The following is an 11740-nucleotide window of genomic DNA, read 5'->3' on the forward strand; positions in this document are numbered from 1 at the left end:
CTCCGGGAGATCAGGGGCGGGCGGCACGGGCCGCGTCGGCTTCATAGGTGCGGCCGGCACGCAGGAACGCGGCCGCGGCGAGGATGGAGAACAGCGGCATGGCCGCGAGCGCCAGGGGCAGGCCCCAGACGTCCGATAGCGCGCCGGCGATCAGCGGTCCGACCGCCAGACCGAACAGGTTCTGGAACAGCGCCAGCACGGACGAGCCGGTGGCGCGCACGCCGGGGTGGATGACGTCGATGACCACGGCCGAGACCGGGCCGACCGAGCAGGTCATGACGAAGCCGCCGGCGGCGATCAGGCCGAACTGCATCGACGGCGTCAGCGCCCAGCCGACCAGCGGCAGCCCGAAGGCCAGCGCCAGCACCGCCAGCGACAGCAGGCACAGCGCGGCCAGCGCCACCAGCTTGTTGCGCGGACGGCGCAGGCCGGCGCGGTCGACCAGGGCGCCCCAGGCGATCGAGCCGATCGCACCGCACAGCACCACGAGGGCGGCGCGCACGCCGGCCTGGTCGGGTGCGACGCCGTGCACGCGGTTCAGGAAGCTGGGCAGCCAGGACCAGACGGACGACACCACCACCAGCTGGGCCGCGGCACCCAGGCACACGAACAGGAGCGTGGGCGAGCGGCCGAGGGCGCCGGCGACGTGGCGCAGCACGCCGCCCGGGCTGGAGGTGGCGCGGTCCAGGGAGGCCGTGAGGGCCACGGTGCGGTAGTCGCGCACCTTGATGTAGGCCAGCGCCAGCACCAGCCCCGGGATGCCGACCACGCCGAAGGCGGCCTGCCAGCCCCAGCGGGCGGCGATCAGGCCGCCGAGCATGACGCCCAGGACCGAACCGAACGAGGCTGCGGCGAAAAAGCCGGCCAGCAGCGCGCCGCGCATGCGGGCGGGGAAGTGGCTGGAGATCAGCGCCGCCCCGACCGAGCCGTAGCCGGCCTCGCCCAGCCCGACGGCGGCGCGCGCCGCCAGCAGCTGGCCGTAGCCGCGCGTGAACATGCACGAGATCGTCGCCACGCTCCACACCGTGGCCATGGTGACGATGCTGCGCACGCGGCTGCCGCGGTCGGCGATCAGCGCGATCGGCAGCGCGCCGACCGCGACGGTGATCGAGACCACCGAGACCAGCGCGCCCAGCTGGGTGTCGGTCAGGCCCCAGGCCTGCTTCAGGTGCGGGAACAGCGAGACGATCACCTGGCGGTCGATGTAGTCGACCACCATCAGGCCCATCGTCATCGCGTAGGCGAACCAGGCCGCTCCCCGGGTGAACAGGTAGCTGTCCGCGGCCACCGGGCGGGCCGTGTCGGCAGTCAGGTCGACGCTCATGGCAGCAGCACCGTGGCGCCGGTGGTGCGGCGCGATTCGATGGCGCGGTGCGCCTCGGCGGCGTCGGCCAGCGGATAGGTGCGGCTGGGCTCGCTGCGGATCTTGCCCGCGGCGACCAGGTCGAACAGTTCCTTGGCCATCGCCAGCATGTGCGGGCGCGGGGTCGCGTAGTGCACCATGGCCGGCCGCGTGACGTACAGCGATCCCTTGACGGCCAGCTGCATGGTGTCGATCACCACCGGGCCGGAGCTGGTGCCGTTGCTCACCAGCGTGCCGCGCGGCTGCAGGCTGTCGAGCGAGGCGGCCAGCGTGTCCTTGCCGACCGAGTCGTAGACCACCGGCACGCCCTTGCCGTCGGTGAGTTCGCGCACCCGCTTGGCGATGTCCTCGCGCGTGGTGACGATCACCTCGGCGCAGCCGTTGGCCCGCGCGACTGCGGCCTTCTCGTCGCTGCTGACGGTGCCGATCATGCGCACGCCCAGCGCCCTGGCCCACTGGCAGGCGATCAGGCCGACGCCGCCGGCGGCGGCGTGGTACAGGATGGTCTCGCCGCCCTTGAGCGGGAAGACCTGGCGGAACAGGTACTGCGCCGTCATGCCCTTCATCATCAGCGTCGAGGCGGTGGCGTCGCTGACCGCGTCGGGCAGCGGGATCAGCACGGCAGCCGGCATCACGCGCACATCGGCATACGCGCCCTGCGGACCGAGCAGGTAGCCCACGCGGTCGCCCGGCTTCACTTCGGTGACGCCGGGTCCGACCGCCTCGACCACGCCGACGGCGTCCGAGCCCAGGCCGCTGGGCAGCGGCAGCGGGTACTGGCCGGTGCGGAAGTAGATGTCGATGAAGTTGACCGCGATGTGGCTGTGGCGCACGCGGGCCTGCCCGGGGCCGGGCTCGCCGACCTCGGCGTCCTCGAGGCGCAGGACTTCGGGCCCACCGATCTGGTGGATGCGGATGGCTTTTGCCATGGTGTCTGTCTCCTTGTGCGGCAGCGTCAGGCGCGCATCGGGGCCGCTGCCGCGAGCTGCTCGATGTAGTCGTGGGCCGGCGGCCAGGGGCCGAAACCGGACGATGGGTTCAGGTGGCCGACCTCGCCGAGGTCGACCAGCTCGCTGCCCCAGTCCTGCGCCAGCGCGCTGGCGCAGGCGTACGAGGCGAGCGGGTCGTTGCGGCTGGCGCCGACGATGCTGCGGAACGGCAGCCGCGTGCGCGGCACCGGCAGCCAGCCGTTGGCGGCCAGCTCCTCGATGGCGGGATAGCCCTCGGGCATCGGGCGCTCGAAGTCCGGCGGCGCGGCCAGCAGGGCGCCGGCCACGGCACGGCGCGTGCGCTGCGCCCAGTGCACGACCATCAGGCAGCCGGCGCTGTGCGCCACGATCACCAGCGGCCCGCGGATGCTGTTGGCGGCCTGCTCGATCGCCTCGACGCGCGCGCGGCAGTCCAGGTTGGCGCGCCCCATGGGCGCGATGGTGACCGCCCGCGGCAGGTCGGCCGCGAGCAGCGTCTGCCAGTGCTGCTCGACATGGTCGCGCAGGCCTGGCACCAGGAGCACCGTGGGTTGGATGGTTGTGTTCATTGCAGGACGTTCCCGTTCCGGTCCGCCAGCGCCATGACCGGCGCGCTGGCGCCGGCCATGGCGAGGAAGGTGTTAGGACGGGTGGTCGGTTCGGCGCGCGTCGTCAGGCGGCCTTGCGCAGGAAGCCCTGCTGGCGGCCCTTGGCGTTGGGCGCGAAGCCGTTGGCGGCCAGGGTCTCTTCGACGGTGTCGTAGAAGACGCCGATCTTGCAGATCTGGCGCGCTTCCTTGCCGGTCGCGACCTCGCGGCCGAACTCGCGCGAGATGCGCACCAGCTGCTCGATCTGCTTGACGGTGGACATCTTCTCGGTGCGCGACTGGTTCCAGAGGTTGTCCTCGATGCCGCAGCGCACGTGCAGGCCCATGGCCAGGCCCATCATGTTGATCGGCAGCACGTTGCGCATGCTGCTCTCCACCGTCAGCATGGTGCCGTCGGGGATGGCACGCAGGAAGTTCGCCAGGCTGTAGACCGTCGGCTGGTCCATGCCGCCGCCGATGGCGACCCAGTTGCACACCAGCGGGCCCTTGTAGATGCCGCGGCGGATCAGGCGCTCGACGGTCTCGAAGCTGTTGATGTTGTAGAACTGGAAGGCGCTCTGGATCTTCGCCTTGTTGAGGCGGCGGATGTGCTCCTCGAAGAAGCTCGGCGTCGAGGGCACGACCATGTTCGAGTAGGCGCGGAAGCCATCGGGCTCGGCCAGCGAGGTGCCGGCGATGTCCTCGACGTCCATCTGCTCGACGACGTTCATCTGCGAGGTGTTCACCGTGACCGTCACCTGGTCCGGCTGCGGCTCCAGCTCGGCCAGCATGTGGCGCGTGTCGTCCGACAGCCACTTGGCGGCGGCGCCGTCGGACTCGGGTGCGAAGGAGATCGACCCGCCGACCTGGATGATCATGTCGGGGACCGCCTTGCGCACGCCGGCGATCAGCTCGTTGAACTTGGACAGGCGCTTGGAGCCCTTGCCGTCCAGCTCGCGCACGTGCAGGTGCAGCACGGTGGCGCCGGCGTTGTAGCAGTCCACCGCCTTCTGGATCTGGGCCTCCATCGACACCGGGATGTCCTCCGGGAAGTCGGAAGGAATCCATTCGGGGCCGTAGGGCGCGGCGGTGATGACCAGCTTGTCCTGGTTCTCGGGGAAGAGCGAGCCGTCGAGGAAGTTCATGGCGTGTCCTTGCGATGTGTGACGAGATAGAAGCGGATCAGAAGGTGGCGTCGCCGATGATTCCGGCGCGTTCCATCTTGCGGTGGCAGGGCGGGTAGTCCATGACGGCGTAGTGCTGCGTGGACCGGTTGTCCCACATGGCCATGGAGTTGGGCTTCCAGCGGAAGCGCACCTGGTACTCGGGGATGAAGGCCTGGCTCACCAGGTAGCGCAGCAGGTCGCTGCCGCCGTGCGAGTAGTCCTGGCCGACGCGCACGTTGGCGGTGGTGTGGAAGTTGGTGAAGTGCGTGGTGAACGCATTCACGAACAGGATCTTCTCGCCGGTCTCGGGGTGCGTGCGCACCACCGGGTGCTCGGCATCCGGGAACTGGGCGTGCAGCGCCAGGCGCTTGTCGGCCGGCATGGCGGCGCCGAAGCTGGCCTCGATGCTGTGGCGGGCGCGCAGGCCCTCGATCTGCTGCTTCACGGTCTCGGGCAGCTTCTCGTAGGCCAGCACCATGTTGGCCCACATCGTGTCGCCGCCCACCGGCGGGCACTCGACGCAGCGCAGCACGCAGCCGAACGGCGGCTTGTCGCGCCATGTGGCATCGGTGTGCCAGGCGTTCTCGTAGCGGTCGTTGGGCTGGTCGGGCGACTTGTAGATGCGCACCAGGCCGGGGTTCTCCGGATCGCTGCCGGCCACCGGGTGGTCCTCCAGCTCGCCGAAGTGGCGGGCGAAGGCGACATGCTCGGCGCGGGTGATGTCCTGGTCGCGGAAGAACAGGACCTTGTGCTTGAGCAGGAGGGCCCGGATCTCGGCCACCAGCGCCGGGTCGCGCGAGGCGACGCCCAGGTTGATGTTGCTGAGCTCGGCGCCGATGGCGCAGGTCAGCGGTTCGACGCGGATGGAGCGCGACAGTGTGCCCGTGGGAAGCACCGCAGGAGCGGCGGGGCGGGTGGTCTCGGACGTGGTGAGCATGGCATCTCCTTGGATGCATGAAGACTAAGGACCGGGAGGTCCCGGGCGCCCCCCATCGCAGAGGGGGGCAGCCCCCTCAGACGGTGGGGGCGTCGGCCAGCAGACCCAGGATGCGGGCCCGCGAGACCACCTGTTTTCGCGTGCCCGCGTCGAGCTTGGCGAACAGGTTCTTCATGTGCCACTTGATGGTCTCTTCGCCCACCTGCATGGCCAGCCCGATCTCCTTGTTGGACAGGCTGCGTGCCAGCAACTCCAGCACCTCACGCTCCTTGGGCGTCAGTGCCATGCTGGGCAGGGCGCGTGGCTGCGCCCGGGTTGCCGGTGCGACCGGCGCGGTCTCTGAGGTGGCGGCGACCGGCCGCGCCGCCACGGCGGCGGCCGAATCGCTCAGCCACTTGGCCAGCCCCGGATGGGCATCGGCGAACACGCGCTGCAGCCCGCTGGCCCGGGCCAGCCCCAGCGTCTCCTGCAGCAGCGGCTGGGCCTTCTCGCCGCAGCGGTCCAGCGCCCAGGCGCGCAGCGCCAGGGCCTCGATGCGGACCCGGCCCTGGCGCGTCTTGAGCGCCACGGCTTCCACCTCGGCCAGGCATTGGACGGCCGCGCGCCAGTCCTGCGCCGCGATGGCGGCGTAGCCGCGCGCCAGCAGGCGCAGCGGCTGGACACTGCGCTGCCACAGCTGGCCGGTGGGCATGTCGGGCTGCGCCAGCAGCTCGTCCATCTGCCGGCACAGGTCGCGGCAGGTCTCGGTGCGGAAGCGCCGCGCATGCAGCCGCACCTGGTCGGCCAGGCTGGCCACGCGCAGGCGCGGCAGCTTGCGGGCAATGCCCACCGCGTCCATGGCGCCCAGCAGGTCGAGCGCGCGGCTCTCGCTGTCGGCCGCGATGGCGATGCGCGCCATGGTGCGGTAGCCCAGCAGCGCACTCTCGGGCAGGGAACTGCGCTCCAGCACGTCGAGCCGGTTGGCCAGCAGCGCCGCCGCTTCCTCCGGCTGGTCGCGTTCCCAGACGGCGGCCGCGAGCAGCGAGGCGAACATGGAGGCGAAGCTGCTGCGCCGCCCCAGGTCGGCTTCCGCCGCCGCCAGGCTCGGCCGCAGGAGCTGCTCGGCCAGCAGCACCTGGCCTTCCCAGAGATAGGTCAGGCCGATGATGAAGTCGCCCCAACGCGACAGGTAGGCGGGCCGGTCCCCGGGGGCCAGCGGTGCCTGCTGCTGGCGCAGCCGGGCCAGCGCCGGTTCGCCATCCAGCAGGGCCCGGAAGGCGGTGCGGTTGGCGTGCACCTGCAGCAGCAGCGGATCGTGCAACGGCGGTGCCGCGGCCCAGGGATCGTGCAGCTCGGCGAAGCGATCCGGGTCGTCGGCGAACACGGCAGCGCCGCCCAGGATCAGCGCGCACTCGCAGCGCAGCGAATCGTCCACGCTCGGCTGGGCGAGGATGCGCGTGACCAGCCGCTGCGCCTCGTCGTGGCGCTCGCTGAGGGCGAGCGACCAGGCGGCGGCCAGCAGCAGCCGCGGCCGCCGATCCAGCTCCTGGGCCGGCAATCGGTCCAGCCACTCCAGCACGGCGCCCTGGCGGCCGCGCGTCATGAGCATCTCGTACAGGCTGCGCTCGGCCAGCGCATAGGCCTTCTGCTGCTGGCCGGCGGCCAGTGCATGGCCGGCCGCCGCGTCCAGCAGGCCGTGCTCGGCCATCCAGTCGGCTGCGCGCGCGTGCAGGGCCTGCTGTTCGTCCTCGGGCAAGGCGGCCAGCCGCTCGCGCAGGGCCTCGCAGGCCAGCGCATGCAGCCGCAGCCACTCGGAGTGCTCGGCGGCGACGAACACCGGGGTATCGCGCACCAAGCGCTGCAGCCGCTGCGCCGCGTCGCTGCCGGGCAGCAGCGCGGCGCACAGGGCGGGATGCAGGGGCTCGGCCACCGAGATGCGGGTGAGGAAGTCCAGGTCGGCCGGCGCCAGGTTGCCCAGCAGGAAGTCGAGCAGCTGGGTGCGCAACGCCGCGCCCTGCAGCGCCAGCCGCGGCAGCTCGCGCGCACCGGTGCTGGCACTGACCGAGAGCGCCAGCTGCACGCCCAGCGGCCAGCCGTCGGCCAGTTCGTGCAACCGGGCGACGGCGTCGCGGTCGATCGCCTCGCCGAAGCGGTTGCGCGCCAGATGGATGGCCTCGTCGAGCGAAAAGCGCAGCTGCGCCGTCCCGACCTGGAGACAGTCGCCATAGGCCACCAGGTCGTCGAGGCCGAGGTGGCAGTCGGTGCGGGCCGCGACGATGCAGCGCAGGTTGGGCGGCGCGTTGCGCAGCAGGTAGGCCAGCGCCTCGCGCGAGGCAGCCGACAGCCGGTCGGCCTCGTCGACGATCAGCACCAGCTGGAGCGCGCTCTGCGCCACCTCGGCCAGCCAGCCGGTCACACCCTCCAGCCCCATCGCGCCGTCGCCCTGCAGCAGCGCGTGGCCGAAGGTGGGGCGGCCGGCGCCGACCCGCACCGCCAGGGCCAGCGCCTGGACCAGGCGCGCCGGTTCGTCCTGCGGCTGCGCCAGCAGCCAGGCGACGGCCGCGCCCTGCGCCAGGTGGTCGCGCCGCCACTGCGCCAGCAGCAGCGTCTTGCCGAAGCCGGCCGCCGCCTGCACCAGCACGACGGCGTGCGCGGGCGGCACCGTCGCGCCCGCCACCGCCTCGCGCACGAGGGCGTCGCGCGGGACACGCGGCGGCGTGACCTTCAGCAGCAGGTCGCTGGTGACGGCGGGATGGACGGTGGACACGGCGGGACGGCGAGACTGGCGTGCATGGTACGCCGGGCTGGACCATCGGCCCATCCGCACGTCGCCTGCCCAGCGCGGCCGTGGCCACGGTGGCGCTGCCGCCGGTCGGGCCACCCTCCCCTGTTCGGACTAGTCAGTCCTCGACGGCCCGGCTGGCTGCCTCAGCATGAACGCCATGGACGCCAGCACCGTCATCCTCATCGGGCACCAGCGCCGCCTGCTCCTGCCTGCGCTGCAGGCCGCGCGCGCCGGCGGGATCCGGCGGCGCATCGTGGTCGGCGACCGGGCCACGCGCCGCCTGCGCTGGTCGACCTCGTGCAGCCGGCACGTGCTGGTCGACCTGCAGGACCAGCGCGCCGTGACCGACCGGCTGCTCGAGCTGGCGTGCGAGTTCCCCCAGGCCGTGCTGGTCCCGTGCGACTGCCAGGCCACCAGCCTGCTGCACCGCGTGCGCTCGCGGGTGCCGCTGCCGACCATCCCGCATGCCGACCCGGAGCTGATCGAGCTGCTGGACGACAAGAGCCGCTTCCAGCGCTTCTGCGAAGAGCAGGATCTGGCCGTGCCCGAGGCGCTGGCGTTCGCGGGCAAGGAGCAGTTGGTGTTCGACGCCCTGGCCGACGCGCTCGGCGTGCCCTTCGTCGTCAAGCCCGTGCGCGGCTCGGGATCGCTGGGCGTGGTGGTGGTGCGCCATGCCGAGGAGTTGCAGCGCGGGGTGCTGGACGACGGCGGCTATCCGGCCGGCGCCGTCGTCGTGCAGCGCTACGTGCCGGGCTGCGACGTCGACGTCGACCTGTTCGCGGTCGATGGCCGGCTGCGCGCGGCCACCGTGCACCGGGTGCGCGGCCACCAGATGCAGTTCGGCCGCCATGCCGCCCTGGAGGCGCTGGCCGGCCGGCTGTGCGCGGCGACGCACTACAGCGGCCCGATGAACATCGATGCGCGCATCGAGCAGGGCACGGGGCGCATCTTCCTGATCGAATCGAACCCGCGCTACTGGGCCTCGCTGCTGGCACCCGCGGCCTGCGGCCTGAACTTCCTGCGCGAAGGGCTGGAGGCCGCGCGCCCCGGCCCGCCGGCGCCGACACGCTTTCTCGGCACCGGCAGCACCAGCACCCGGCATCCGCTGCTGCGGCCGGCCGAGTGGCGCGCACTGCTCGCCGACCGCGGCGAGCGCGGACGGCTGCTGCGCAGCAGCGTGCTCGACCCCTATGCACTGGTGCTGTTCGGCGCCACCCTGCCGGCGCTCGCACGGCGCGTGCTGCGGCGGCTGGCGGCGCCGCTGCGGCGCAGTGCAGGCCGTGTCGGCTCCGAGCAGGCGCGGGAGGCCATCTCCTAATCGTCCCCGATGTCGTGGCGTTGCATCGGCAGCGCCGTCTGGTTCCTTCAAGAACGCAGGCAGCGGAGCGGACAGCGGCCTGTCATGCAATGGCCATGTGCCGCGTCCACCCTGTCAATTCGGTCAGGGTGCGATCAGGCCGGCGGTGTTACAAACCGCGCCCATGGTTTTGCGTTTCAAGCCGTGTGATTGCGCCACCCCGGAATTCGTCCGCGAACGTCGCCCCGCGTGGATGCGGCTGCTGTTGCCGCGACTGCGTCACTGGAGTTGCCGACACTGCGAGCGGCGCTTCGTCGCCAGCAAGGACGTCGTCGTGACCCAGGGCGAGCCGGCGGCGCCCACTCCCCGCTGATCCCCGCGCGTCGCTGAATCCGGCGCGTCAATCCACGCGCTGAACACGCGCGCTGAACACCGTCCGCGCAGGGGGGATTTTCTTGCGCGCGCGCCAGCGCGCCAGTCGTGCGCGACGCCCGTGTTCGCGCCTTTACCGCTGCGTTGTGGCCCATGCGGCGGCGTCCTACAGACACTCGCGACCACTCCGCTAGGCTGTCCTCACGCTCGACGCAGAGACCAAGCGCACGGGGGCAGCAGGAGCCGCCCGCCGTCCTCCGCAACCGGTCGAACCTGCGTGGTGCGTCCACGATAAGCAAGCAATACGCAAGAGAGGCGACTCAGTGCCCCATTCGACTTACCGCATCGAAAGCAGCCACCCGATCGCGAGCCGCTGGCTGCCCGGCTCCGGTTCCCAGCAGTACTTCGTCCGCGACCGCGCGCTGGCGGTCGCCGTGGCAGCCAAGAGCACCACGCGGCCGGACGGCCAGGAAATCCGCGTCGTCCACGTTGCCACCGGCGAGGTGGTGTTCCGCAAGCAGAGCGGGCAGCGCCCGGAGTTCGGCGACGAGGCCTGAAGCGCCGGGCCGGCCCGCACGCTGCGGCGCGCGTCAGCGCCGCAGCGTGCGGCTCAGGAGGATCACCGGCAGCAACCCCACCAGCACCAAGGCGAGCGACGGCAGGGCCGCCTCGCCCAGGCGTTCGTCGCGCGCGAAGTTGTACGCGACGACCGCCAGCGTGTCGGTGTTGAAGGGGCGCAGCAGCAGCGTCGCCGGCAGCTCCTTCATGACGTCGACAAACACCAGAAGGCCGGCGGCGGCCACCGAGCGCCGCAGCAGCGGCCAGTGCACGCCGGACAGCAGCCGCAGGCGGCCGGCGCCCAGCATGCGCGCCGAGTCGTCCAGGCTGGCCGGGATGCGCGCGTAGCCGCTCTGCACCGCCTGCAGCGCCACCGCCATGAAGCGCACCAGGTAGGCCCACACGACCCCGAGCACGGTCCCGGTGACCCAGAACACGGTGGTCGATTGCGGCGCCGCCTGCTGCACCCAGCCGACCGGCAGCAGCAGGCCGACGACGATCACCGCGCCCGGCACCGCGTAGCCCAGCCCCGCCAGCCGCACCACCACCCGCGTCAGCAGGTCGGCGCCGCGCCGCAGGGCCGCCGCCAGCAGCAGCGCGATCACCACCCCGAGCACGGCGCTGATCGCGCCCAGGCGCACGCTGTGGAGGGTCCAGTCGAGGAAGCGGCGCCAGGGCAGGACGGCCCAGTCGGCCAGCAGCGGCCGCAGCATGAACAGCACCGGCAACACGAATCCGAGCAGGATCGGCAGCGCGCACACCGCGACGGCCGCGGCGGCCCGGCCTCCCGCGAGCACGATGAGCTGGGCCTCGGCCGAACCGGCCGGCCCCTGCCGGGCGACCGAGAACCGCAGCCGCTGCTGGGCCCGGTGCTCCAGCAGCAGCAGCCCGGTCACCACGGCCAGCAGCAGCGTCGCCAGCTGCGCCGCCGCGATGCGGTCGTCCATCGCCAGCCAGGCCTTGTAGATGCCGGCGCTGAAGGTCTGGATGCCGAAGTAGCTGGCCACGCCGAAGTCGGCCAGCGTCTCCATCAGCGCCAGCGCCACGCCAGCCGCCACCGCCGGCCGCGCCAGCGGGATGGCCACGCGCAGCAGGCGCTCGCGCAGCGGCGCGCCGAGCAGCCGCGCGGCCTCCATCAGGTGCACGGCGCGGTCGCCCAGCGCGGCCCGCGCCAGCAGGTAGACGTAGGGATAGAGGGTGGCGACGAACACCACGGCGGCGCCGCCGGCGTTGCGCACCTCGGGGAACATGCGGCCCTCGGCGCCGAGCGCGGCGCGCAGCCACGACTGCAGCGGTCCGCTGAACTGCAGGAAGTCGGTGTAGGCGTAGGCGACGACGTAGGCCGGCACCGCCAGCGGCAGCAGCAGCGCCCACTCGAAGAGGCGGCGGCCCGGGAAGTCGAACAGCGTCACGGCGGCCGCGCAGGCCGTGCCCACCAGCGCCACCCCGGCCGCCACCGCCAGGCACAGGCCCAGGCTGGTGAGGGCATAGGCCGGCAGCACCGTCGCGGCCATCTCGCGCAGGATCCCGGCGCTGCGGGCGTCCCATTGCAGCCAGGAAGCCAGCACGGCCGCCACCGGCAGCACGATGACCACGGCGAGGGCCAGCAGCAGGGCGTCCTGGAGCCGGCGCATCACGGGGTGCAAGGGGAAGTGGCCAAGCGTGGAACCGAGGTCGGGCCGCCAGTGGCCCGGAAAGACCGCGCCGGATCGGGCATCCAACGCAAATG

10 protein-coding genes are annotated in these 11740 nt (G+C 72.3%); 3 read left to right on the top strand and 7 right to left on the bottom strand.

The window, feature by feature from the left end:
• Positions 1-10: 10 nt before the first annotated feature.
• The 6 genes from GON04_RS12120 to GON04_RS12145 all read right to left on the bottom strand — a co-directional run bounded on the left by GON04_RS12120 (position 11) and on the right by GON04_RS12145 (position 7766).
• Positions 11-1324 carry an MFS transporter gene (locus tag GON04_RS12120; protein ID WP_157398103.1) on the bottom strand — a complete coding sequence of 438 codons (1314 nt, stop codon included), beginning with the start codon at positions 1322-1324 and terminating at the stop codon, positions 11-13.
• Positions 1321-2292: a quinone oxidoreductase family protein gene (locus tag GON04_RS12125; RefSeq protein ID WP_157398104.1), complete on the bottom strand. Its 972-nt coding sequence runs from the start codon at positions 2290-2292 to the stop codon at positions 1321-1323. Before GON04_RS12125 ends, GON04_RS12120 begins: the two co-directional genes overlap by 4 nt.
• A gap of 26 nt (positions 2293-2318) precedes the next feature.
• The gene (locus GON04_RS12130; protein ID WP_157398105.1) at positions 2319-2900 is read right to left on the bottom strand and encodes an RBBP9/YdeN family alpha/beta hydrolase; all 582 of its coding nucleotides are present in this window, start codon (positions 2898-2900) and stop codon (positions 2319-2321) included.
• Positions 2901-3003: 103 nt separating this feature from the next.
• The gene (locus GON04_RS12135; protein ID WP_157398106.1) at positions 3004-4062 is read right to left on the bottom strand and encodes a beta-keto acid cleavage family enzyme; all 1059 of its coding nucleotides are present in this window, start codon (positions 4060-4062) and stop codon (positions 3004-3006) included.
• 37 nt (positions 4063-4099) lie between these two features.
• Complete coding sequence (locus GON04_RS12140; protein ID WP_181654048.1) at positions 4100-4948, bottom strand: TauD/TfdA family dioxygenase; 849 nt, start codon at positions 4946-4948, stop codon at positions 4100-4102.
• Between the two features lie 148 nt (positions 4949-5096).
• Positions 5097-7766 (bottom strand): winged helix-turn-helix domain-containing protein, encoded by a 2670-nt coding sequence (locus tag GON04_RS12145; RefSeq protein WP_338050943.1) that lies wholly within the window; start codon positions 7764-7766, stop codon positions 5097-5099.
• A gap of 175 nt (positions 7767-7941) precedes the next feature.
• Between GON04_RS12145 and GON04_RS12150 the strand changes: the two genes are divergently transcribed.
• The 3 genes from GON04_RS12150 (at position 7942) to GON04_RS12155 (ending at position 10010) form a co-directional block, all read left to right on the top strand.
• Positions 7942-9102, top strand: coding sequence for an ATP-grasp domain-containing protein (locus GON04_RS12150; RefSeq protein ID WP_157398109.1), 1161 nt, complete (start codon positions 7942-7944; stop codon positions 9100-9102).
• Positions 9103-9265: 163 nt separating this feature from the next.
• Positions 9266-9454: a hypothetical protein gene (locus GON04_RS26575; RefSeq protein WP_181654012.1), complete on the top strand. Its 189-nt coding sequence runs from the start codon at positions 9266-9268 to the stop codon at positions 9452-9454.
• Between the two features lie 322 nt (positions 9455-9776).
• On the top strand, positions 9777-10010 hold the full coding sequence (locus GON04_RS12155) for a hypothetical protein (RefSeq protein WP_157398110.1): 234 nt from the start codon (positions 9777-9779) through the stop codon (positions 10008-10010).
• 33 nt (positions 10011-10043) lie between these two features.
• On the opposite strand, the gene GON04_RS12160 is transcribed toward GON04_RS12155, so the two are convergent.
• Positions 10044-11645 carry an ABC transporter permease gene (locus GON04_RS12160; protein ID WP_157398111.1) on the bottom strand — a complete coding sequence of 534 codons (1602 nt, stop codon included), beginning with the start codon at positions 11643-11645 and terminating at the stop codon, positions 10044-10046.
• Positions 11646-11740 lie beyond the last annotated feature (95 nt).

It is taken from the genome of Ramlibacter pinisoli (assembly GCF_009758015.1).
Taxonomy (GTDB): Bacteria; Pseudomonadota; Gammaproteobacteria; order Burkholderiales; family Burkholderiaceae_C; genus Ramlibacter; species Ramlibacter pinisoli.